17 protein-coding genes and 1 pseudogene are annotated in these 22,807 nt (G+C 68.9%); 8 read left to right on the forward strand and 10 right to left on the reverse strand.

Features of this window, described 5'->3' with window-relative positions:
- Positions 1–172: 172 nt before the first annotated feature.
- From ACZ5XS_RS44205 to ACZ5XS_RS44215, 3 genes are all read right to left on the reverse strand, one after another.
- On the reverse strand, positions 173–1,063 hold the full coding sequence (locus tag ACZ5XS_RS44205) for an RpnC/YadD family protein (protein ID WP_468661267.1): 891 nt from the start codon (positions 1,061–1,063) through the stop codon (positions 173–175).
- 34 nt (positions 1,064–1,097) lie between these two features.
- Positions 1,098–1,967 (reverse strand): helix-turn-helix domain-containing protein, encoded by an 870-nt coding sequence (locus tag ACZ5XS_RS44210; RefSeq protein WP_468661269.1) that lies wholly within the window; start codon positions 1,965–1,967, stop codon positions 1,098–1,100.
- Positions 1,968–2,109: 142 nt separating this feature from the next.
- Positions 2,110–2,634, reverse strand: coding sequence for an ATP-binding protein (locus ACZ5XS_RS44215; RefSeq protein ID WP_468661271.1), 525 nt, complete (start codon positions 2,632–2,634; stop codon positions 2,110–2,112).
- 155 nt (positions 2,635–2,789) lie between these two features.
- Between ACZ5XS_RS44215 and ACZ5XS_RS44220 the strand changes: the two are divergent.
- Positions 2,790–2,990, forward strand: a pseudogene (locus ACZ5XS_RS44220) (transcriptional regulator); the annotation flags it as partial.
- Between the two features lie 417 nt (positions 2,991–3,407).
- Here the strand turns inward: ACZ5XS_RS44220 and ACZ5XS_RS44225 are convergent.
- Positions 3,408–4,673 (reverse strand): IS701 family transposase, encoded by a 1,266-nt coding sequence (locus ACZ5XS_RS44225; protein WP_456340103.1) that lies wholly within the window; start codon positions 4,671–4,673, stop codon positions 3,408–3,410.
- 414 nt (positions 4,674–5,087) lie between these two features.
- Here ACZ5XS_RS44225 and ltrA point away from each other — a divergent pair, with 414 nt between their 5' ends.
- The 3 genes from ltrA to ACZ5XS_RS44240 all read left to right on the forward strand — a co-directional run bounded on the left by ltrA (position 5,088) and on the right by ACZ5XS_RS44240 (position 7,808).
- Positions 5,088–6,842, forward strand: a complete 1,755-nt coding sequence (gene ltrA / locus ACZ5XS_RS44230; protein WP_468661273.1) for a group II intron reverse transcriptase/maturase — start codon at positions 5,088–5,090, stop codon at positions 6,840–6,842.
- A 64-nt stretch (positions 6,843–6,906) separates the two neighbouring features.
- On the forward strand, positions 6,907–7,602 hold the full coding sequence (locus ACZ5XS_RS44235) for a DUF5753 domain-containing protein (RefSeq protein WP_468661275.1): 696 nt from the start codon (positions 6,907–6,909) through the stop codon (positions 7,600–7,602).
- The gene (locus ACZ5XS_RS44240; protein ID WP_468661277.1) at positions 7,599–7,808 is read left to right on the forward strand and encodes a DUF397 domain-containing protein; all 210 of its coding nucleotides are present in this window, start codon (positions 7,599–7,601) and stop codon (positions 7,806–7,808) included. Before ACZ5XS_RS44235 ends, ACZ5XS_RS44240 begins: the two co-directional genes overlap by 4 nt.
- A gap of 13 nt (positions 7,809–7,821) precedes the next feature.
- Here ACZ5XS_RS44240 and ACZ5XS_RS44245 read toward each other — a convergent pair whose 3' ends face one another.
- The 3 genes from ACZ5XS_RS44245 to ACZ5XS_RS44255 form a co-directional block, all read right to left on the reverse strand.
- Positions 7,822–8,463, reverse strand: a complete 642-nt coding sequence (locus ACZ5XS_RS44245) for a hypothetical protein (protein WP_468661279.1) — start codon at positions 8,461–8,463, stop codon at positions 7,822–7,824.
- A gap of 63 nt (positions 8,464–8,526) precedes the next feature.
- Positions 8,527–9,540: a hypothetical protein gene (locus tag ACZ5XS_RS44250; RefSeq protein WP_468661281.1), complete on the reverse strand. Its 1,014-nt coding sequence runs from the start codon at positions 9,538–9,540 to the stop codon at positions 8,527–8,529.
- Entirely contained in the window at positions 9,537–12,161 is a 2,625-nt protein-coding gene (locus ACZ5XS_RS44255; RefSeq protein ID WP_468661295.1) for a hypothetical protein, read from the reverse strand. The genes ACZ5XS_RS44250 and ACZ5XS_RS44255 overlap by 4 nt, the downstream gene beginning before the upstream one ends.
- A gap of 206 nt (positions 12,162–12,367) precedes the next feature.
- On the opposite strand from ACZ5XS_RS44255, the gene ACZ5XS_RS44260 reads away from it, so the two are divergent.
- From ACZ5XS_RS44260 to ACZ5XS_RS44270, 3 genes are all read left to right on the forward strand, one after another.
- The gene (locus ACZ5XS_RS44260) at positions 12,368–15,496 is read left to right on the forward strand and encodes a sacsin N-terminal ATP-binding-like domain-containing protein (protein WP_468661283.1); all 3,129 of its coding nucleotides are present in this window, start codon (positions 12,368–12,370) and stop codon (positions 15,494–15,496) included.
- Between the two features lie 265 nt (positions 15,497–15,761).
- Positions 15,762–16,685: a hypothetical protein gene (locus ACZ5XS_RS44265; protein ID WP_468661285.1), complete on the forward strand. Its 924-nt coding sequence runs from the start codon at positions 15,762–15,764 to the stop codon at positions 16,683–16,685.
- Positions 16,686–16,869: 184 nt separating this feature from the next.
- Positions 16,870–17,751, forward strand: a complete 882-nt coding sequence (locus ACZ5XS_RS44270; RefSeq protein ID WP_468661287.1) for a hypothetical protein — start codon at positions 16,870–16,872, stop codon at positions 17,749–17,751.
- 12 nt (positions 17,752–17,763) lie between these two features.
- On the opposite strand, the gene ACZ5XS_RS44275 is transcribed toward ACZ5XS_RS44270, so the two are convergent.
- Positions 17,764–20,157, reverse strand: coding sequence for an HAD-IC family P-type ATPase (locus ACZ5XS_RS44275; RefSeq protein ID WP_468661289.1), 2,394 nt, complete (start codon positions 20,155–20,157; stop codon positions 17,764–17,766).
- Between the two features lie 567 nt (positions 20,158–20,724).
- Positions 20,725–20,976 (reverse strand): DUF2530 domain-containing protein, encoded by a 252-nt coding sequence (locus ACZ5XS_RS44280; protein WP_468661291.1) that lies wholly within the window; start codon positions 20,974–20,976, stop codon positions 20,725–20,727.
- A 132-nt stretch (positions 20,977–21,108) separates the two neighbouring features.
- Between ACZ5XS_RS44280 and ACZ5XS_RS44285 the strand changes: the two genes are divergently transcribed.
- On the forward strand, positions 21,109–22,560 hold the full coding sequence (locus ACZ5XS_RS44285; protein WP_468661293.1) for an NCS2 family permease: 1,452 nt from the start codon (positions 21,109–21,111) through the stop codon (positions 22,558–22,560).
- A 7-nt stretch (positions 22,561–22,567) separates the two neighbouring features.
- Here ACZ5XS_RS44285 and ACZ5XS_RS44290 read toward each other — a convergent pair whose 3' ends face one another.
- Positions 22,568–22,741 (reverse strand): ribbon-helix-helix protein, CopG family, encoded by a 174-nt coding sequence (locus ACZ5XS_RS44290; protein WP_468661297.1) that lies wholly within the window; start codon positions 22,739–22,741, stop codon positions 22,568–22,570.
- Positions 22,742–22,807: the final 66 nt, after the last annotated feature.

Here is a 22,807-nt window from a genome sequence, read left to right on the forward strand (position 1 = left end):
CGGCCGCCGGACTGGCGGTATCGGCCTGCGGAGCGCCGGTAAGACCTGGAGCAATCCCGGCACAGCGCGAAGAAACAGGAAGCCACGGATCCTCGGCCGCACCCTGTGCCGCGTAGCGGCACAGCAACGATCGAGAAGGCCAGAATCCTCGCCCTTCAGGGCAAGGTGCAAGTCAATCACCCGTGGGTCGGTCCGCGGTCTCCGAGAGGACCTGTTCCGCCGAGGTGGCGGTGATGGCGCGGTCGAACCAGAGGTCGAGGACGTCAAGGTCGTCGCACGACGTGACGCGCTCGCGGTCCGCGTCCGAGACCTCGACGCCACGGCGGTCCAGCAGTCGCAGGATGTCTTCTACTCTCGCCTGGGCACGGCCCTCGTCACGGATCTCTTCCGAGATGTAGGACTTGTAGAAGGAAAGGTCCACGGCCACCAGGTTCCTCCAGAGTTCTCCGGCCCGGCGATTGACGCCGAGGCCCTGTGCGGTGAATTCGATGATGGGGTCGGCGACGGCTTCGGGCACGTCCTGCAGAGCGGTGGAGAGGGCCTTCAGTATCCCATCGACGGCCGGTTCCTTCGCGTGGGTGATGGCGGACAGTGTGGCCAGTGCCAGGTCGGCACGGGCCTCGTCCGGATCGTTGATCACGGGCATGTTGTGCGGACCGGCCACCAGCGGGTGGAGCGTGAGGGCAGCCCACCACCGGGGGCCGATGGATACGGGCTGGGCGGCCCACTCGGCTGTGGCCCGGTCCTGGCAGACGACCAGCAGCAGGGGCGGGGTCTTGTACTCGGTGTGCAGGAAGGACAGGTAGTAGGCCCAGCTGGCGGGCTTGTTCGGGTCCTTCGCGCTCTGCGCTTCGACGGCCAGCAGGACCGGCTCCTCGCCGTCGAACCGCAGGAGTGTGTCGACGCGGCGTTCGACGGGCTGGATCTCGGTGAGGTCGGTCGGCAGAACCGTGACGGACGTGGGCTGGATGAACGGCAGCCCGAGGGCCTTGGAGACGCCGGTGAACAGGCCGGGGTACTCCTGGAAGATGCGGTGCATCGCCTCGTGGGACGAGTTGACCATGCGGTTCCTTGTGCTGGGGCGGGCCTGTGGATCCTCAGACGGGGGCGGGCGACGGGGCCCGGCAGTCGCGGCAGTGGCCGGGTGCGGGGGAGCGGAAGGCGCGGTCGCAGGCGTCGCAGGTCTGGAGTGGGTGCCGGGTGGCCGGTGGCGGCGTGGGTGCGCGGAACGGGGGTGGGGGCGGCAGTTGGGCGGTGAGGCGGTGGGCCAGGAGGGCGGCGGGGCGTCGTAGGCCCTCGGGTGGGAGATCCGCGGTCAGGGCGTGACGTACGGCGGTGGGGCTGACGTCGCGTTCCAGCCAGGCGGCGACGCCGGGGGCCAGGTGGGCCGTGTCGCAGGTGGACAGGAGCAGGCCGGGGTCGTGGCGGCGGAGGCCGGCGAGGAGGTCCGTGGCCCTCTGGAGGAGGGCGGGGGCGGGATGCGCCGGGTGCGGCACGGGGGGTAGCGGCTTTCGGGGTGCCCGTTTCCTCGGGGCGGGGTGTGCGGGGCGTACGACGGGCTCGTGGTCGGCGTCGCGGTGCCGTCCGGGCTGGTTGCAGGAGACGGTCCGGGTGATGATGCGGCCGCCGGGGACGCGTACGCGGGTGCGGCGCAGGTAGCCGTGGGCCTCCAGCTCCCGCAGGGCGGCGGCGATGCGGGTCGCGCCCTCGGGGAAGCGGGCGGCGAGGGTCTTGATGTCGACGCGGGCGCCCTTGGGCAGCGACTGGATGTGCGCGCCGAGCCCGATCGCGAGGAGCGAGAGCTCGGGGTGCTGGGCGAGGTGGTTGCCGATCACCGTGAAGCGGGTGGTGTGGCGGGTGTGGTCGTGGTCCAGGCCGCCCCCGGGGTGGGCGTGCCGGTGGGGGTGGTTTTTGCCCGCGGGCCGGGACTGGGCGTGCGGGGGCACGCTAATGTCGTGCGTATCCATCGGGAAGAGGTCCTGTCTTCCTTGGTGGTCAGGCCCTCGCACTGGGATTGCCGTCCCGGCGAGGGCCGTCGCATGTCTGCGGTTGTGTTGAGCTGAGAGTAGGGCAGGCAACCAGCCGGAAATCCAGCCGAGTTGGCGATGTTCACTCGCCCGGGTGAGGCGGCGTGCGGCGCGGCGGGAGGGTGGGGTGGGGCTTGGTGGAGGTGCTTTCACCGTGGTTCTTTGGGGAAGGCGCCCCTGTCACCGAAGCCCGCGTTTCTGAGTGCCGGAGATTCAGTTCCGCCCAGACGGTCTTGCGCGGGTGCGGCCCCCGGGCGACGCCCCAGCGGTCGGCGAGCGCCTCGACGAGGACGAGCCCTCGGCCTGACTCCGCGTCGGGGTCGGGGACTTGGAGGCTGGGCAGGCGGTCGCCGCAGGTGTCGGTGACCTCGATGCGGAGGGTGTCGGCGACGACGTAGAGGGTGACTTGGAAATCCCGGCCGGGGACGCGGCTGTGGGTGGCGGCGTTGGCGGCGAGTTCGGCGACGAGGTGGCGTGCCGGGTCCAGGGGGAGCTGCCACGAGCGCAGTTGCTCGGTGGCGAGCAGACGGGCGAGGCGGGCGCCGCGGGGCGTGGGGGACAGCTGCACGCTGAAGTTGCGGACGGGGGCGGCGGTTTCGTGGATCACGTCACTCAGAGTGGCCGCCCGCGCCTACCGTGAACAGTGACGACTCCGTTGCGTACGGTGACTGTCCGGACGTTGTCCGGTGGTGTCCGGGCTGTCCGGAACGGCCGTACGGGTAGGGGCCGTTGAGGTGTGGCGGCACGACGGAGAGGTGCGCAATGTCCGTGGACGGCGAAGTGCGGCGGCTCAAGAGTGAGGCGGACGAGCCGGGGTGGGAGATGGACCCGGACGATGACTGGGGCGTGGCGGTCGTCGCGACCGTCGGCCGACAGCTGAAGCTGCGACGCGAGGCGGTGGGGATGCGGGCCGTGCAGTTCGGGGAGGCTGTCGGATACGGCGAGGACATGGTCTACAAGATGTGCGACCTGAAAGCCGCACAACCGAGCAAGCGTTGGGACGGAGATATCGACGCTTTCGACCTGTGACCAACTGGTCGATTCCCCAGCCAGCGTGCGGAGGAAGTAATTCCTTGGTGCGGAGCCTGGCCAGCAGACCGAAGGCCGAGACGACCACTGGATCGGTACGGGTCGGGGAAAGTCCGGACGGGTGAACACAAGTGAACCCTTGATGAGGACTCGTAAAGATCAGCCGCCTCAGTGGGATCAGTCGAGGCGGTCTAGGAGCTATCGGGAGAGAATCCCTGCGCGACTCCGGACGACATCTAGTAGGGCTTGGTCAGGTCGGTATCGCTGTGGGTATGTCGCGGTGACAGGTGGGGCAGGCGCCGGTCCAGACCGCGAGGAGTAGCTGCAGTTCGCGGGCGACCTTGTAGAGGCTCAGGCCGGCGCCGTCTCTTTTGGGGACCGGGTGATGCGTTGGAGGGTGCAGAAGGCGTGGGCTGCGGAGACGAGGGTGACGTGGTGGTGCCAGCCTCGCCAGGTGCGGCCCTCGAAGTGGGCCAGGCCCAGGACCTGCTTCATCTCGCGGTAGTCGTGCTCGATGCGCCAGCGCAGCTTCGCGGTGCGCACGAGGGTGGCCAGCGGGGTCTCGGCGGGCAGGTTGGACAGCCAGAACTGGACGGGTTCGGGCTCGGTGACGGGCCATTCGGCCAGTAGCCAGCGCACGGGCAGTTCGGGTCCGTCGGTGTTCTTGCGGATCTCGCGTCCGGCGGGACGGATGCGCAGGGCCACGAACCGCGAGTACATCCGTTTCAGGCCGCTGCGGCCGCTGCCCGGGCGGGAGCCTTCCCGCCACTGCACCGGCTTTGCGGCCCGCTTGCCGGCCTCGATGACCAGCTTCTTCACGGCCTGGGCCGGCTCGGGGTAAACGGGCTGCGGTCGAGGCCCGCGGCCGCCGTAGGGCGGGATGTGGGGCCTGGCTTCTTCCGGCTGGGCAGTGGTCGTGGTGGAGATGCCCACCACATAGTCAAGGCCGCGTTCCTCCAGGCCGAGGCGGAAGACCGCGGCATCGCCGTAGCCTCCGTCGGCGACGACGAGGGGGACCTCGATGCCCCACGACCTCGTCTCGTCGATCATGTCCAGGGCCAGCTGCCACTTCTCGACATGACCGACCTCTTCGGGGATGCCGCACTTCGTGCGGCGGGCCACCTTGGCCGGATCGGCCTTCGGCGAGGCGGGGTCCCAGCTCTCGGGCAGGAACAAGCGCCAGTCGACGGCCGCCGACGCTGCGTCGGAGGCCAGATGCAGCGACACCCCTGCCTGGCAGTTGGTGACCTTGCCCGCGGTTCCGGTGTACTGCCGGGCCACGCACGCCGAGGCGTCCCCGTCCTTGAGGAAGCCGGTGTCATCGACGACCAGCGCGGTCGGCGTGATCACCTGCTGCATCCGCCAGGCGAGGCGGGCCCGCACATGCGCCGCCTCCCACGGGCTGGTGGTGATGAAGTGGGCCAGAGCCTGCCGGTTGCCGTCCTCACCCAGCCGGGCGGCCATCGGCTCCACCGACTTGCGCCGCCCGTCCAGCAACAGCCCCCGCAGATACACCTCGCCCCACCGGCGCTGATCCGCCCGCGCGAACGGCTCGAACATCTCCGCCGCGAAGTCCTCCAGATCACACCGGACCGCGGCCAACTCCCCACCCAGCACACCCGCTCAACGACCCAACCGATCAAACGGACACGCCACTGGCGAATGGACCTGACCAAGCACTACTAGCTTATCTGGAGTAGGTCACCGCGGCTCCCGGGTCAGAGAGGGCATCCACCCCGGACGTATCTCGTGTGTGTGGAACAGGGAAACCCCGTAGAGGTCCCTCTGGGTAGGCCGGAGGCAACGAAGGCTGAACTCCTCTGCGGGAAAAGGATGGTTCGAGAAGCGAATGCCGCCACGCCGAAAGGCAAGGGGAAAGGTCGGATACAGGGGCTCCACCCTCCGGCTATAACTCGGCGGATACCGGGCTGATGCCCGGGTCCGAAAGGACGCCCAAGCGGACCGGGTGGGTCTTTGAAGTACCGACGACGAATCGAGTTCATGACAGTGCAAGTTGGACAGGGAGGGCGTGTGGAACATGAGAATGGGTCGGCGCCTTTCTGGAACGGAGCTGTCGACGACGCGGACGCCTGGCATCAGATCGACTGGGGTCGGGTCGACCGTGAAGTAACGAGATTGCGACAGAGGATCTTCAAGGCCGCCCAAGCTGGTGACATGAAGAAGGTTCGAAACCTCCAGAAGCTCATGATGAGGTCGGCCGCGAACACGCTGCTCAGCGTGCGGCGGGTCACACAGGTGAGTCGGGGGCGGAAAACCTCTGGGGTGGACGGGGAAACGGCGCTGAACCCGAAGTTGCGGGGTCGGCTCGCCCGCCATCTCCTGCGGGACGGGGCCACCCGGCCCCGCCCGGTCAAGCGAGTACAGATTCCAAAGGCGAAGGGGAAGATGCGCCCGCTCGGTATCCCGGTTATCCGGGACCGGGTCCACCAGGCCAGGGTGAAGAACGCCCTGGAACCTGAGTGGGAGGCGCGTTTCGAGGCGCGAAGCTACGGCTTCCGTCCCGGCCGGGGATGTCATGACGCCCTGGCGGCCATCTTCCAGGTGGTGGGCAAGCCTGCCAGCCTCCGGAGATGGGTGCTGGACGCCGACCTGTCGGCGGCGTTCGACCGGATCGACCATGCGCACCTGATGCGGTCCATCGGCAGCTTCCCCGCCAGGGACGCGATCGAGGGATGGCTGAAGGCCGGAGTGATGGACAGGGGAGTCTTCGCGCCGACGGTGGAAGGCACCCCGCAAGGAGGGGTCATCAGTCCGCTCCTGCTCAACATTGCTCTGCACGGAATGGAGAAGGCAGCCGGGGTGTCCTGGAAGAAGCAGCGGGGTTCCCGCGTTGTCAAGGAAGATTCCCCGGCACTTGTGCGGTATGCGGACGACTTCGTGGTCATCTGTCACACGGAGCAGGCCGCGCACGAGGCGTATCGGCGGCTCAAGGAATGGTTCACGCCGAGGGGTCTGGCTTTCAATGAGGAGAAGACGAAAGTCCGACACCTCACGGATGGCTTCGACTTCCTCGGGTGCACGATCCGGACCTACGCCAACGGCTACACCCTTGTGACACCGAGCAAGGACGCGGTAATGAAGGCCAGGGAACGTATCCGTGACATCGCCCGGACGCATCGGGGAAGTCCAGCGGGTCGGCTGATCCGCGCGATGAACTCGTTCGTCCGGGGATGGACCATGTACTACCGCCCCTGGAGCTCCAAGAGGGCTTTCAGCGACCTCGATCGGATCATGTTCGGACAGTTGTGGAACTGGGCGAGCAGGCAGCATCGGCGGAAGGGAAAGCAGTGGATCGCGGCCCGGTACTGGGACAAGCGGATTCCCGGGAGTGAGAACCGCTGGATCTTCGGAGAAGGTTCGGTGCACATCAAACCCGCCGCGATGACCAGTATCGTCCGGCACGTGCTGGTCCTTGGAACCCATTCCAAGGACGATCCGGCGCTGGCCGACTACTGGGCCGAGCGCGCGGCCAAGCGGACAAAACTGAGGCTGGAGAACAAGTTTGTCCAGACTCTTGCCGTCCGCCAGAAGGGCCGATGCGCACGATGCGGCCTCGATCTTGTCGAAGGAGCCGAGTTCGAACCGGACAACGTGCACGACTGGGTGTCCTGGTTCGACGCCGTCCGCCGGACGCTGAACGTGCACCACATCGTGCACCGAAAGCACGGCGGCGGAAACGACCTGAAGAACCTCGAACTCCTGCACTCGCAATGCCACCAGCAGCATCACGCGCTCGAAGGCGCGGATGCGGGCAGGCCCATGTGACCTGCTTGAGCCGTGGTGCGGTGAAAGCCGCATGCCCGGTTCTGAGGGGGCCGGGGTCCCAGCAATGGGCCCCGGCTACCCGACCGAGGGCGGGAAGCGGATCCCTCGGGGCGAGTATCTGGACAGGGCCGACGAGGTGCTGGGGGCGGGTGGGCTGCTCGCCGCGATGAAGGAGGACGTGAAGAGGGTCCGGTATCCGAAGAAGGTGCGGGACCTGGCCCAGATGGAGGCCAGGGCGGTCGAGCTCGGCGTGTACGTGTGCCACAGCATTAGTGGGCTGTTGCAGACGGCGGCACACGCGAGGGTCGCGTTCGAGTCGCGGCAGCCTCCGTACTCGGAGGATGAGGTCGAGCGGATGGTGGCCGCTCGGGTGGCCCGGCAGTCCATCTTCGAAAGGCGACCTGCGCCCTCGCTCAGCTTCGTCTTGGAGGAGGCACCGCTACGGCGGCCCCTCGGAGGCACAATGGTGTGGCGACAGCAGCTCGAACGCCTGTTGGAGGTGGGCCGGTTGCGCAACGTCACGCTTCAGGTGATGCCGACGCACTGTGAAGTCCACCCCGGTCTGGACGGCAAGATCGAGTTGCTGAAGTTCGAGGACGGCACGGCGGTGGGGCGCGCCGAAGGCGCATTCAACGGTCGGCCGAGCTCCGACCCGAGGCAGCTCCGCATCCTTGAGTTGCGGTATGGCACCATCCGGGCGCAGGCTCTCCCGCCACGGGAGTCGCTGGCCTTCATCGAGCAACTGCTGGGAGACACATGAACCGCAAGGCCCCCGCCGGCGACGCCTCTGACCTGGCGTGGTTCAAGAGCAGCTACAGCGACGGCAATGAGGGCGACTCCTGCGTCGAGATCGCCCCCACCCCCGACACCATCCACGTCCGCGACTCCAAGCACACCGAGGGCCCCCGGCTCGCGGTCACGCCGGCCGCGTGGGCGGACTTCGTGATGTACGCGTCCGGGGGCTGACCTCGGTATTTCCTCAGAGCATGTCGGTGAGGTCTGGGCCCCGGCCGTCGATCAGATCCGGTGTCTCGACTCCGTACCCTTCCGCCCGCCCGAAGTAGGTCGGATCGCCTGGCTGGGCGGCTGTACCGAGAAGCGCCTCGAGTGCCTGCAGTGCCGCAGCCAGCCGAGGAGCATTCCGCTTCTGAACCTCTGGGTGAGGAGTTCCAGTGAAGTCGCAGTATCCCCAAATATCATGGAATACGGCAACTTCTGCAGCGAGATGACGCTCATCTGGAGACACGGTCACTGAGACAAGATCAGGCTCGACGTGCTCCTTGCTCTCAGCGTTGAACCAGTGCCCGCGGCCGACAACGGTCAAGACACTGACTTCGGCATTCGGGAACCCTGCAGGGCGGCATTCCTGGATCTTCTGCCCAAGATCGACCGCGTCAAGGTGGCCCCTTAGGGCGAGTTTCGTGGTCACGCCGATACTGCCGCGGCCGAATTCGAGCCACTTCCACTCGAGCCCGCTCGGCTCGAGCAACCTGTGCTCCCTCAACAGGCACGACATTCGCGACGCGACGATCAGTGCCGAGTCAATTCCTGGCGGCGCAAAGCCGTCCAGCTCCCATTCCCAGGACGCACACTCCTGAGGTGCGCGCATCAAGATGGACATCTGGATCCCTTATGGATAGATCTGGCCGTCGATGCAGGACGTGGGAAGCCCGGGTCACGGTTGTCAGCCAGCCTCGCGGTCGCGCAGGGCGGTGAGTGCAGCGGTGCGAGGCTCGGATGTCGGGTCCACTTGGCCTGCGCCCTTGTCGTCCGGCATGGCGGACAACTCGACCAAGGCTGCTGCCGGGGACAGGCCCCGGTCGTACGCGGATCGCAGACGCTGCAGCCAGATCAACCCGGCATGGTAGGCCGTGTCGTCGCCGACGTCCCGCGGCTCGAAGCTCGCTGCCGGTTCGGAGTCGGAGACCCACAGATAGCCGAGCACGTCATCGCGATCGCCCTTGACCGGCACGTACCGGACGTCACCCTCGACCGTGCGTCGGTATCCGATCCGTCCGAAACCAGGCGTCTGCGTGAACATCCCATATCGATAGGGGACTTCGAAGCTCCCCCATACATCCAGCGCGTTGGCGTTCTCGTCGAAGAAGTTCTCGGCGCCGGTCTCGTTCGGCTTCGCGAAGTACGTCGGATCGTCCGGGTCCGTCTCCGAGTCGAGTGCCTCGGAAAGATCGCGCAGGGCCGCGGAGAGGCGCGGACCGTTGGCTGCGCAGACGTCGGGCTGAGGCCATCCCTTGAGGTCGTACGGCAACCAGACATCAGTGTGCGTCACCAGATCCACGCTGATGTAATCGAACAGCGTTGAGGCTCCCAGCCGGAAGAGGTCCGCCTCCTCATGGGTGTCGTTTCCGATCACCACCTCGCCGCCGCTACTGGCGCCCGCATACACTGACCCGATTTCGCCGGGACGCATAGAGGCCTCGATCCTCTCGGCCAGTTCCGCCGCAGCGTCCGCGGGAGGGGAGGTTGCCTCTGGCTCGAATTCGCCTTGGAAAAGGTAGGTGTTCTTCGCGCCGGCCTCGTGGACGGACACGGACACACGCGGTGTACCGACCATGAGTTTGTGCTCGCTCAGGACGGCGTACGCGGTGAATAGTTCATGCAGGCAGGCGGCCACGCTGCTGCCGGCGTCGTGATCGCGTCCCCACGTCCAGCGGGCGACAGGGGTGGTGGCTTTCACAGTGTTCCCTCCGGCATGAATTTACCGCCGGGCGGGATGGTCAGGACCCCGTCCTCGACGCGAATCACGAACTGGATTCCAGTCTTGCCGTACACGTCCACGAGACGCTGCTCTGTGCGGAGGGCCACATGATCAGCCAATGTGCCCTTCGTGTCGACCACGAACGTGTTGAAGTCGGCGCCGGAATTCTCCATTTGCTTCATGTTTTCGAAGATCTTCTTCACGACCCTCTTCGGGTTCTGGATTTCCTTGAACTGATACCCGTGAGTCTTGCCGTCCATATCCCGGGCCATCACGTCGAGATCTGTTCCGTCGGCCGTCGTAACCCCCGACTTTATCTCCACGCCCCCCTTGACCTCGAAGGATATGTCGCGGATCCCGCTGTCGTACAGCCGGTTACCGAGACGCAGCTGCTCTATGCCGCCGGACATCTTGTCTGCATGGCTCAGGCTGGATACGACCTGACCGTAATTATCGAGTCCCTTGAACCTGCCGGATGCGATCGTGTCAGCAATCTCTTTGCCCGCCGGGTCGTTGGAAAGGTTAGTCAGAACCCGCTCCAAGTCGTCCGGCTTCACACTCGATCGACGCAACTGGTCACGGATCTGCTGCTCGGTATCGCCGCCACGCTCCATCGGCCCCGACTCATGAGAGGGACGCTCCCAGTTCGCCACGCCACCGTGTGAGCCTGATCCACTGGACGCGTCGGTGTCCGGGCTTCTCGAACCACCGTCGGCGGGCGCCTCTCGGTGGCCACCGGCCGTGTGCCCCTCAGTGTGGCCGCCTGAAGACGGCTGCTCGTGGCCGCCGACGGGTGCCTCATGCGCCTCACCGCCACTGCTGTGTGCGCCGCCACGACCGCTGGGCGTTTCATGGCCGGCAGACGGGCCCGTCTCGGGCTCGTGAGCTGTTCCGCCAGGTAGTTGGTCGCCCGCGCTGCCTCCGGGGAGGTGGTTGCCGGTTCCGCTGCCGGGGAGGTCGCCTCCGGCGTGGGCAGTCGGGGCGTTGTCACCACCCGCGCGTACCCCTGTGTTGTCGGGCACCCGGCCCACATCGCCGAGGTCGCCGCCCACACTGTCGCCAAGCCGCACCGACTGGCCCGCCTGGTCGGCGCTGCGGGCACCCGCGCCCACCAGGGCGGGTTCCCTGGCCGGGGAATCGACTCGGGGCACGTCCGCGCCTGCTGCCGGGGCGCCCGACGCCGGCCCGTCCACCACGTCCCTCGGCGCGTTGTCGACGCCGTCGAGCACCTTGCCGTGCTGGTCGAGGAGGTTGCCGTTGCCGTCCATGTACTGGGCCGGGGAGCCGTCCACGCTCGGCAGTTTCGTCGTGCCCGGGGGGAGGGCCAGGGTGTCGTGGGGGAGTTGGACGGTGCCGTCCGGCAGCCGGGTCGCGCCCTCCGGGATCGCCGCGCCCTCGGGCAGCCTCACCGTGCCGTCCGGGAGGGTCAACGAGCCCTCGGGGAGGGTGAAGGCGCCTTCCGGGAGCGGCGGGACGTGGACCGCGCCCACGCCCCGCAGTCCCTTGCTGATGTCGCCGATCTTCGACAGGCCCGCACCGGCGGCCTTGGCGACGTAGGTCATGGGGTCCACGAAGTGACTCGCCTTGCCCGCCACCGACAGCGCCTTCGCCGCCGCGCCCGCCTTGCCCGCGCCCGACACCCCGGCACCCGCACCGCCCGTGAACACCGTCGTCAGCACGTTGAAGGTGACCGCTCCGGCGGCGCGGCCGGGGTTCCTGCCCCACTCGTCCCACGCCAGCAGGGCCTTGCCCGTCTCCTTCATCGCCGTGCGCGAATCGCGGATCGAGGCCGGGAGCTTGTCCTCGGGCAGCAGCCAGAACGCCGTGCCCAAAATCGGGTTCATGGTGAGGCCGATGCCTGCGCCGAGTTGCGCGAGGCCCTTCCAGGCCTGGCCCATCGCGTCCCAGCCGCCGAAGCCCACCAGCGTGCCCAGGCCTTTGACGGTGCCCCAGACGCCGTCGACGATGAACCCGTCCCACACGAACGACTTCACCCAGTGGCCGACCTCGTACCAGTGGTGCTTCTCCTCCACCGGGTCACCCCACGGCACCTTGGCGTTCTTCATGTCCTGGGCCGAGAAGCCGTACTGGTCCTTGCGGTCGGAGCCGTCCCCGGCGACCATCTGCGCCCCGCCCCACAAGGCGGTGATCTTGTTGTGGCAGGTGCGTTCCGCCGCCCAGAACGCCGCCACCGTCGCCGTGATCTCGTCCCGGATCCGGTTGTGCTCGTCGACCTTGTCCTCGTCGTACTCCCACTCGTCGTCGTCCCTGACCGACGACACGAACGTCCCGGCCCTCGCCTTGAGCTCCTCCAGCTTGGCCGCCAGGGGGCGGACCTCGGTGGCATACGACGAGAGGGCGCCGGTCACCGTCTCGAGGTCGCCGGCGAACGCGTCCGCGCGGTCCGCGACCGGCTTCGTCTTGGCGAAGAGCTCCTCCGCCTCCGACGCGACGTAGTACGCCGACAGCCCCTGGAATCGGGAGTGGACGTCCTCGCCGGTCTTACGGACGTTGCCCGCGTCCTTCCTCAGGTCCGCGCAGTCGATCTCCAACTGATCCAAGTCGCCCCGGAACTGCGGTATTTCTCCCGGCTTGAGCACCCCGCCACTCGCCCCCACTGCTCCCACACGCCACCGACTCGATCATCTGTATCAATCGGCGCGTTGCATCCGCAATGCGGTTCTGGCCAAAGGTCGGGCCCCGGGATGACGCCCGGCCCGCCCGCGACACCGATCCGCCCAGGCGGCCCACGCACCCCCGCCCTCCGAGCGGTACCTTCATCGTCACGCCGATGAGGAGAGTCAACGTGAGTAAGTTCGTGCGGCCCGCGGCCGAGGGTGCTGACCCCTTCGGGACCGCCCGTCTCAGGCGAGGCGTGCTCGACGCCTGGGCCACCAGTCCCGCTCGCTTCCGCGAGGACGCAAACGCCGAGGAGGATCTTGTCCTCGGTGGGTACAGGGACCGGCTCGTCGTGGAGCTCGCGCAGAACGCCGCCGACGCGGCCGGCCGGGCAGGGGTGCCCGGGCGGCTCCGGCTCACCCTTCGTGAGGGTGTCCTCGTGGCCGCCAACACCGGTGCCCCCCTCGACGCGGCGGGTGTGGAGTCCCTGGCCACCCTCCGCGCCTCCGCCAAGCGCGACACCCCCTCAATCGGCCGCTTCGGCGTCGGTTTCGCGGCCGTCCTCTCCGTCACCGACGAACCCGCGGTCGTCGGGCGGCACGGCGGTGTCCGCTGGTCCCTCGCCGAGGCCCGGGAGCTGGCCGCGGACGTCGCCCGGCACAGTCCGGGGCTGGGGGACGAGGTCCGTCGGCGCGACGGGCACGTGCCCCTGCTGCGGCTGCCGTTCGCCGCCGAGGGCACCGCTCCCGACCCGTACGACACGGCCGTCATCCTGCCCCTGCGCGACCCGGCCGCCGCCGACCTCGCCGGACGCCTCCTCGCCGCCGTGGACGACGCCCTGCTCCTCGCCCTGCCGGGGCTGGAGGAGGTCGTGATCGAGGTCGAGGGGGACGCCCCGCGGACGCTGCGGCGTCGGACCGACGGCGACTTCACCGTCGTAGAGGACTCGCGGGACGGTACGACCCGGTGGCGTACCGCCGTGGGGTACGGGCCGCTCACGCCCGATCTGCTCGCCGACCGGCCCGTCGAGGAACGTTTGCGACCGCACTGGTCGGTCACCTGGGCCGTGCCGGTCGACGAGGACGGCACGCCCGCCCGGCCCCGCACCACCCCCTTCGTGCACGCGCCGACCCCCAGCGACGAGCCCCTGGGCGTCCCCGCGCTCCTCATCGCGTCCCTGCCGCTGGACACGACCCGTCGGCACGCGGCCCCCGGTCCGCTGACCGACTTCCTCGTGCAGCGGGCGGCCGACGCGTACGCCGGACTCCTCGCCGACTGGCGCCCGGTGGCCGCCGGCATCATCGACCTCGTGCCCGGCCCGCTGGGCAAGGGCGAGCTGGACGGGGCGCTGCGCCAGGCGATCCTGGAGCGGCTGCCGCGGACCTCCTTCCTGCCGCCGGCCGTGGAGCCCTCAGCAGATGCCTCAGAGGACGAGGACCTGCCCGAGTCCCTCCGTCCCCGTGACGCCGAGATCGTCGAGGGCGCCGGGTCCGACACCGTCCGGGTGCTGGCCGAGGTGCTGCCCACCCTCCTGCCCGCCGGGCTCGAACGGCGTGTGGAGCTGCGGACGTTGGGGGTCGCCCGGGTCCCGCTGACGGAGGCCGTCGACCGGCTGGCCGGACTGGAGAAGGAGCCCGACTGGTGGCGGCGGCTGTACGACAGCCTGGCCGGCGTCGATCCGGACCGGCTGTCCGGGCTGCCCGTGCCGCTCGCCGACGGACGCACCACGATCGGGCCCCGCCAGGTGCTGCTGCCCACCGCCGACGCCGCCCGCATCGACCCCCAGGTCCTCGCCCGGCTCGGCCTCAAGGTCGCCCACCCGGACGCCGCCCACCCCCTGCTGGAGAAGCTGGGCGCCCTCCCGGCCACGGCCCGGGCCGTGCTCACGACCCCGCAGGTCCGGGCCGCCGTCGCAGCCTCGCTCGACGACGAGGGCGGACTGGACTGGGAGCAGGACGCGCCCGACGCCGAGGAGTTGGCCGACACCGTCCTCGCGCTGGTCCGGGACGCGGACCTGGAACCCGGCGACGAGCCCTGGCTCGGCGCCCTCGCCCTCCCCGACGAGGACGGGGAACTGTCCCCGGCGAGCGAACTCGTCCTCCCCGGCAGCCCGTTCCACCAGGTCATGCGCGAGGACGAACTCGCCTCCATCGACCCCGAGCTGGCCGACAGGTGGGGTGAGCAGCCGTTGGCCGCCTGTGGCGTCCTCGCCAACTTCGCCCTGGTCCGCGCCACCGACGTGGTCCTCGACCCGGACGAACTGGAGCCCCGCGACAGCGACTTCGCCGAGCCGGACGACGTCGGTCTGCTCGACGCCGTCGACGTGTGGTGCGAGGACATCCTCGACCGCTTCCCGGACACGCCCGTACCGCCCGTCGCCACCGAGCTGGTCGCCGTACGCGACCTGGACCTGGTCGACGACGACAAGTGGCCGCAGGCGCTCGCGCTCCTCTCCAAGCCGCCCCTGCGTGACGCGCTCACCCAGCAGGTGCGGATGCTGCTGCCGGACGGCACGCACGAGGTCGTACGGCCTTACACCGCGTGGTGGTTGCGCGGGCACCCGGTGCTCGACGGCCGCCGCCCCGCCGGGCTCCTCGCCGCCGGCGGCGACCCGCTTCTGCGCGGGCTGTACGACGAGGCCGACGCGACCGGGTTCGACGACGAGCAGGTGCTGCGGGCGCTGGGCGTACGGACGTCCGTGGCCGCGCTGCTCGACGAGCCCGGCGGCGCCGCCGAACTCCTTGACCGGCTCGCCGACCCGGACCGGGACGTCACCGGTGCCCAACTGCACGCCCTGTACAGCGCGCTGGCCGAGCTGGACCCCGAGCAGGTGACCCTGCCGGACGAGCTGCGCGCCGTCGTCGACGGGCGGGTCGAGGTGGTCGACGCCGCCGACGCCGTGGTCGTCGACTCGCCCGACCTGCTGCCCTTCACCGAGGGCGTCCCGCTGCTGCCCGTACGGCCCGCCCGCGCCGCCGAGCTGGCCGAACTGTTCCAGGTGCGCCGGCTGAGCGAGTCCGTCACCGGAGGAGTCGACTCCGAGGGCACCGAACACGACGTACCGGAGTCGGTGCGGCTGCTGCTGGGGGCGCGGACCCCTGCCACGTACGTCGAGCACGAGGAACTCTTCGTCGACGGCGTGGAGATCGACTGGCGCCTGACGAACGACGGCACCCTGCACGCCGCGACCCTGGAGGGCGTCGCCGCGGGCCTCGCCTGGGCGGCGGGGCAGTGGCCCCGGCGGTTCGAGGTGGCGGCGTTGATGGAGGATCCGTCGCGTACGGGGGAGCTGGCACGGGACCGCTGGTTCGACTGATGCGATGACGTCTCATGACGTGACATGACATGACGTGGCTACGGGGGCCGTCCTGCCGGACGGCCCCCGTAGCCATGTGTCCCGGAAGTCTTCTGGTCTTCTCCTGAAGGTCCGTCAAAAAATCTCCAAAACTTCGTACAACCATTCACATGCGTCGCGGATCTCATCACGTGAGCCAACAGGCTCCATCATCACTTGGGCCCCGTGCGACGACGAGCCGTAGGGAACGACCACTGCCGGGGCCCCTTCTCCACGTGGGGAACACATGCGCATTCGTGCCACCGTGGCCGCCGTCACCGGCGCCCTGGCCCTGTCCGCCCTCGTAGTACCGGCCGCACAGGCCGACAGCGCGTCGCCCAGCAAGTCCGACATCCAGAAGACCGTCCAGGCCGCGAAGTCGGCTGCCGGCAAGAGCGCCTTCGCCGCCGCCGACATCGGCGAGCCGTACGCGCTCGACCTGTCCTTCTCCGGCGTGAAGATCAACAACGGCAAGCCGATCGTCGCGGGCGTCGCCGCCCAGGTGACCGTCCCGGTGACGTACAAGGTCACGCACGCGGCGGACGTCAACCTCAACGCCTCCGACTTCCTGATGGACGTCGAGCTCTACCGTGGCGCGTCCTACGCGGACTACGACTACACCCTCTACGGCGACGAGTGGCCGACCTGCACGGCGACCTCGACCACCACCGCCAACTGCAAGGGCACCATCGACGTCTACCCGGACGTCGAGCTGATCAACTCCTTCGCCACCACGTGGAAGGTCGGCGGCTACGCCATCGCCCTGAACGGCGAAGACCCCGAGGCCGAGGACACCGACTGGAGCAAGGTCGGTTACGTCGAGCAGGACGGGCTGGGCACCACCAGGCTCCAGCGCCTCTCCAAGCTGACGGTCAACGCCTCGCCGGAGCCGGTCGTCAAGGGCAAGACCATCACCGTCACGGGCAAGCTGTCCCGCGCCAACTGGGAGACCCACAAGTACGCGGGTTACTCCGGCCAGCCGGTGAAGCTGCAGTTCCGCAAGAAGGGCTCCACCACCTACACCACGGTGAAGACCATCACGACGAACTCCACGGGCAACCTGAGCACGACCGTGAAGGCGGCCACCGACGGCTACTTCCGCTACAGCTTCGCGGGTACGGCCAGCACCCCGGCGGTCAGCGCCGCGGGTGACTTCGTCGACGTGAAGTAAACACGCGACGCGTTGCGGCCGGCCCCGGAATCCATCCGGGGCCGGCCTTTTCTCTGCGCTTCGCAAGGAGTTGGTATCCCGGACACAAAATCCGGATTCGACCGTACAACCAGGTACATGTGTCGCGGATCTGATCGCGTGAGTCAACAGACTCCTAGCTCACTTCTCCCCCTGGGGAACGCACATGCGCATTCGTGCCACCGTGGCCGCCGTCACCGGCGCCCTGGCTCTGTCCGCTCTCGTCGCGCCGGTCGCACAGGCCGCCGACACCTCGTCGTCCTACCGTACGGGCGCCACGAAGGCCTTCGCCGCGGCGCACGCCGCCGGCTCCGGCAACACGACGTTCAGCACCGCCGCCGACGCTGCGGACCCGGACGTCACCTTCTCGAACCTCAAGATCGCCAGTGCGATCAAGGTCGGCACCACCAACGAGGTCACCACCTCGGTCACCTACACGATGACCCACGGCACGGACGTCGACATCACCTCCGACGACTTCGCCACCGGCCCCGTCATCTACAAGGGCTCGTACGACTCCCCGAGCAACGTGCTGCTGGGCGACTACCCGGCGACCTGCACCGCGACCTCGTCGACCGTCGCCAGCTGCAAGGGCGACATCAACATCTACCCGGCCGAGGGCGAACTGCTCAACGCCGACGCCGGCACCTGGACGGCCGGCGCGCTGGCCCTCACCTACAGCGACCAGGGCGAAACCGACCAGGGCAGCCTCGGCACCACCAAGGTCCAGCGCTACTCCAAGCTGACGGTCAACGCCGGCCCCGAGCCAGTCTACAAGGGCAAGACCATCACCTCCACGGGCAAGCTGTCCCGCGCCAACTGGGAGGACGGCCACTACCACGGCTACACCAACCAGCCCGTCAAGCTCCAGTTCCGCAAGGCGGGCACCACCACGTACACCACCGTCAAGACGGTGTACTCGGACTCCTACGGCAACCTGAAGGCCACCGCCACCGCCGGCTACGACGGCTACTGGCGCTTCAGCTTCGCCGGCACCACGACGACGCCGGCGGTCAGCGCCGTCGGTGACTACGTCGACGTGAAGTAACTCCCCCAGGCCCTAGGCCGGGACGCGGCGGTCGACCACCCTCCACAGCACCTCCAGGGCGACCGCCGCCACCGCCGCGATGCCGACCGCGATCCACGGCATCGTCACGCCGACCAGCTTCAGCGCGAAGAACTCCTGCAGCCACGGCACGATCAGGACCAGCAGGAACCCGGCACCCATCGTGGCCACCAGCCCGATGCGCCACCAGGTGTAGGGGCGGGCGACGATCGCCAGCACCCACATCGAGACCAGGAACAGCGTCAGCGTCGCGGCACTGGTCTCCGCGTCCAGCGCGCCACTGCCCGTGTAGTGGTGGCGGGCGAGCAGATACGTCGTGAAGGTCGCCGTGGCGGCCACCACGCCGCTGGGGATCGAGTACCGCATCACTCGCCGTACGAAGTTGGGTTTCGCCCGTTCCTTGTTGGGCGCGAGGGCGAGGAAGAAGGCCGGGACGCCGATGGTGAGGGTCGACAGCAGGGTCAGGTGCCGGGGCAGGAACGGGTACTCGACCTGCCAGCACACCACCAGGATCGCCAGCAGGACGGAGTAGACCGTCTTCACGAGGAAGAGCGTCGCGACCCTCGTGATGTTGCCGATGACGCGCCGGCCCTCCGCGACCACCGAGGGCAGCGTCGCGAAGCTGTTGTTGAGCAGCACGATCTGCGCGACCGCCCGGGTCGCCTCCGAGCCCGAGCCCATCGCCACGCCGATGTCGGCGTCCTTCAGGGCGAGCACGTCGTTCACGCCGTCGCCGGTCATCGCGACCGTGTGCCCGTGCGACTGCAGGGCGCCCACCATGTCCCGCTTCTGCTGCGGGGTGACCCGCCCGAACACCGTGCCCTCGTCCAGGGCCGTGGCCATCCCTTCCTGGTCGGCGGGGAGCCGACGGGCGTCGATGGTGGTTCCGGTGAGTCCCAGTTTCGAGGCCACCGCGCCCACCGACACCGCGTTGTCCCCGGAGATGACCTTGGCCCGGACGTCCTGCTCGTCGAAGTAGCGCAGGGTGTCGGCCGCGTCCGGCCGCAGCCGCTGCTCCAGGACGACCAGGGCGGTGGGCCGGGCGCCCCGGCCGACCTCGGGATCGTCCAGGTCACGGACGGCCCGCGCGAGCAGCAGCACCCGCAGCCCCTGCTCGTTGAGCCGCTCGGTGTCGGTCAGGGCCGGGTCGTCGGGTGCGAGGAGGACGTCGGGGGCGCCGAGGAGCCACGTGCTGATCTCGCCGTCGCCCTCGCTGAAGGAGGCGCCGCTGTACTTGCGGGCGGAGGAGAAGGGCAGGGACTCGGTGCAGCGCCAGTCCACGCCGTCCGGGTAGGCGTCGATGATCGCCTTGAGGGAGGCGTTCGGCCGCGGGTCCGACTCGCCGAGGGCGCCGAGCACCTTCCGTACGTACGGCTCCTCGGCCCCCTGGAGCGGCCGGAGCTCGGTGACGTCCATGCCGCCCTCGGTGAGGGTGCCCGTCTTGTCGAGGCAGACCACGTCGACGCGGGCGAGCCCTTCGATGGCGGGGAGCTCCTGAACCAGGCACTGTTTCCGGCCGAGCCGGATGACGCCGATCGCGAAGGCGACGGAGGTGAGCAGGACCAGCCCCTCCGGGACCATCGGGACGATGCCGCCGACGGTCCGGGCGATGGAGTCCTTGAGGTCGTTGTCCTTGACGAACAGCTGGCTGACGATCAGGCCGATCGCGGTCGGGACCATCATCCACGTCACGTACTTGAGGATCGTGGAGATGCCGGAGCGCAGCTCGGAGTGGACCAGCGTGAACCGGGAGGCCTCCTCGGCGAGCTGGGCGGCGTAGGCCTCGCGGCCGACCTTGGTCGCCTGGAAGGCGCCTCCGCCCGCGACCACGAAACTCCCGGACATGACCTGGTCCCCGGGGCGTTTCACGACCGGATCCGCTTCCCCCGTGAGCAGCGACTCGTCGATCTCCAGCCCGTCGGACTCGACGCACACCCCGTCGACCACGGCCTTGTCGCCGGGCCCTATCTCCATCAGATCGTCCAGCACGATGTCGCTGGTGGCGACCTGGGAGGCGATCCCGTCCCGCCGCACGGTCGGCCGGGCCTCCCCGATCACGGCCAGCGAGTCCAGGGTCTTCTTCGCCCGCCACTCCTGGATGATGCCGATGCCCGTGTTCGCGAGGATCACGTAGCCGAACAGGCTGTCCTGGAACGGCGCGACGAACATCATGATCACCCACAGCACGCCGATGATCGCGTTGAACCGGGTGAAGACGTTCGCACGGACGATCTCGACGGTGGACCGGCTGCTGCGCACCGGCACGTCGTTGACCTGGCCGCGTGCGACCCGCTCGGCGACCTCGGCGGCGGTCAGTCCGGTCACCGTGGCCGTGACCGTCGTCGGCCGCGCCGGGCCCAGTTCGGCGCTCGCGTCGATGTGCGTCATGCATTCGACGGTACGTGCGGATTTACGGCTTCACCCGGTGAGTGGGCGGAAGATCCGACTTGGGGATGAGGGGGAGGGGGGTGAGTGGTGCCGTGGTACTACGGGACGGTGGCCACTCGGCACCAGCCCCACCCGGCGGTCGACGCCGAGCGCTTCCTCGCCCCCGCCGCCCTTACCCGTCCCATCCCCAGGGGCGCTGCCCCTTCGACCCCGCCAGGGGCTCCGCCCCTGCACCCCGCTGGGGCTGCGCCCCAGACCCCGCTTCGGCCCGAAGGGCCTTGTCCTCAAGCGCCGGACGGGCTGAGAGATGCGGGCCGGCGGCGCTTCGGCCCGTTGGGCCTTGTCCTCAAGCGCCGGACGGGCTGGGAGATGCGGGCCGGCGGCGCTTCGGCCCGTTGGGCCTTGTCCTCAAGCGCCGGACGGGCTGAGAGGTTAGGGCTGTGCCCCGGGCCCCGCTTCGGCCCGGCAGGGCATCGTCCTCGAGCGCCGGACGGGCTGAGGGGGTGCTGAGCATTCGGCCGACCGAGACGGGTGGTGGGTGGGCATGGGGGCGGAGGCCCCGGTTGGTTACTTGGGCTCGGCTGCCCGTTTGATCGCCGCTTCGCGGTTGCGGACGTACCAGATGCCGATCAGGCCCAGGCCGGCCCCGGCGAGGCAGGTCCACACCCACCACGTGTGGCCGTGGTCGTCGAACCAGCCGTAGAAGGGGAGCTGTACCAGGAAGAGGACGAACCAGAGGATCGTGCCGCCAATGACGGTGGGGACGATGGGGCCCTCCAGGGGCTCCGGCGCCTCGTGCTCGGGGGTCCACTTCTGCATGGGGACAGCTTACGAGGCGATCAGGTCTACGCGCGGAGATGGCGCCGACCGGGTCATATGTTCATACTGAATCTGTTTTTGTCCGGCTGCTTGCCGGACGCTTCTCTTCGTACGGAACACCGAAGGTCACGCATGCCCACCTCGGCCCCCGCCAAGGTCCCCGCGCCCCAGCCGCCGGGCAGTACGCCCGCCTACGGCGCCCTCGACCGCCACTTCCGGATCTCCGAGCGGGGCAGCACGCTGTCCCGCGAGATCCGTGGCGGGTTCGCCACCTTCTTCGCGATGGCCTACATCATCGTGCTGAACCCGATCATCCTCGGCAGCGCGAAGGACATGTACGGGCACCAGCTCGACAACGGCCGGCTCGTCACGGCGACGGCGGTGTCCGCGGCGTTCACCACCCTGCTCATGGGCGTCGTCGGCAACGTCCCGATCGCGCTCGCCGCCGGCCTCGGTGTGAACTCGGTCGTCGCGCTTCAGCTCGCCCCCCGGATGTCCTGGCCGGACGCCATGGGCATGGTCGTCCTGGCCGGCTTCGTCGTGATGGTCCTCGTCGCCACCGGCCTGCGCGAGCGCGTGATGAACGCCGTGCCCTACGGCCTCCGCAAGGCCATCTCCATCGGCATCGGCCTGTTCATCATGCTGATCGGACTCGTCGACTCCGGCTTCGTCTCCCGCATCCCGGACGCCGCCCAGACCACCGTCCCCCTGCAGCTCGGCGGCGACGGTCACCTCAACGGCTGGCCGGTGCTCGTCTTCGTCCTCGGCGCGCTGCTGACCCTGGCCCTCATCGTCCGCAAGGTCTCGGGCGCGATCCTCATCTCGATCGTCACGATGACCGTCCTGGCGGTGATCATCAACGCGGTCGCGGATGTTCCCTCCTGGGGTCTGACCACGCCCAAGTGGCCCGGGAACCCCGTCGCGACCCCCGACTTCGGCCTGATCGGCGAGGTCAGCCTCTTCGGCGGCTTCGCGAAGGTCGGCGTGCTGACCGGCGTCCTCTTCGTCTTCACGGTGCTGCTGTCGTGCTTCTTCGACGCGATGGGCACGATCATGGGCGTCAGTGACGAGGCCAAGCTGACCGACGCCCAGGGCCAGATGCCCGGCATCAACAAGGTCCTGTTCGTCGACGGCCTCGCCGTCGCCGCCGGCGGCGCGAGCTCCTCCTCCGCCACCACCGCGTTCGTGGAGTCCACGGCCGGCGTCGGCGAGGGGGCACGGACCGGCTTCGCGAACGTCGTCACCGGCGGTCTCTTCACCGTGGCGCTCTTCCTCACGCCCATCGCCACGATGGTCCCCTCCCAGGCCGCCACCCCGGCCCTGCTCGCGGTCGGCTTCCTGATCCTGTCCGGCTCGGTCAGGGAGATCGACTGGGCCGACCCCACCATCGCGATCCCGGCCTTCGTGACGATGGTGATGATGCCGTTCACCTACTCGATCACCAACGGCATCGGCATGGGCTTCATCACCTTCGTGGTGCTGCGCCTGGCGGCCGGCCGCGGCAGGGAGATCCCGGCCGCGATGTACGTGGTGTCCGCGGTGTTCGCGTTCTTCTACCTGATGCCGGCGCTGGGTCTGACGTAGGACCCGCTCAGGTCACCCCGTAGAACTTCTCCGTCTCCTCGACGGCGGACTGGAACCGCTCGTCGAAGTCGTCGCGAACGAGCGTCCGGACCACGTAGTCCTGGACGCTCATCCCCCTTTTCGCCGCTTGACTTCCTCCCCCGCCTAAAAGTGGGGGATTCCAGCGGTCGCCCGCTGGGATTCCTGCTTCACCGACGACCGCCCCGTCCGGGAAGACTCCCGTTGAGGTCTTACACCGTCTCCACAG

Source organism: Streptomyces sp. NPDC033131 (genome assembly GCF_055578365.1).

Bases quoted from the DNA above. Each gene is read 5' to 3' on its own strand.
- ACZ5XS_RS44205 (WP_468661267.1), bottom strand. From the start codon at position 1,063: ATGGTCAACTCGTCCCACGAGGCGATGCACCGCATCTTCCAGGAGTAC.
- ACZ5XS_RS44210 (WP_468661269.1), bottom strand. From the start codon at position 1,967: ATGGATACGCACGACATTAGCGTGCCCCCGCACGCCCAGTCCCGGCCC.
- ACZ5XS_RS44235 (WP_468661275.1), top strand. From the start codon at position 6,907: ATGGGCCCCGGCTACCCGACCGAGGGCGGGAAGCGGATCCCTCGGGGC.
- ACZ5XS_RS44240 (WP_468661277.1), top strand. From the start codon at position 7,599: ATGAACCGCAAGGCCCCCGCCGGCGACGCCTCTGACCTGGCGTGGTTC.
- ACZ5XS_RS44245 (WP_468661279.1), bottom strand. From the start codon at position 8,463: ATGTCCATCTTGATGCGCGCACCTCAGGAGTGTGCGTCCTGGGAATGG.
- ACZ5XS_RS44265 (WP_468661285.1), top strand. From the start codon at position 15,762: ATGCGCATTCGTGCCACCGTGGCCGCCGTCACCGGCGCCCTGGCCCTG.
- ACZ5XS_RS44270 (WP_468661287.1), top strand. From the start codon at position 16,870: ATGCGCATTCGTGCCACCGTGGCCGCCGTCACCGGCGCCCTGGCTCTG.
- ACZ5XS_RS44275 (WP_468661289.1), bottom strand. From the start codon at position 20,157: ATGACGCACATCGACGCGAGCGCCGAACTGGGCCCGGCGCGGCCGACG.
- ACZ5XS_RS44280 (WP_468661291.1), bottom strand. From the start codon at position 20,976: ATGCAGAAGTGGACCCCCGAGCACGAGGCGCCGGAGCCCCTGGAGGGC.
- ACZ5XS_RS44285 (WP_468661293.1), top strand. From the start codon at position 21,109: ATGCCCACCTCGGCCCCCGCCAAGGTCCCCGCGCCCCAGCCGCCGGGC.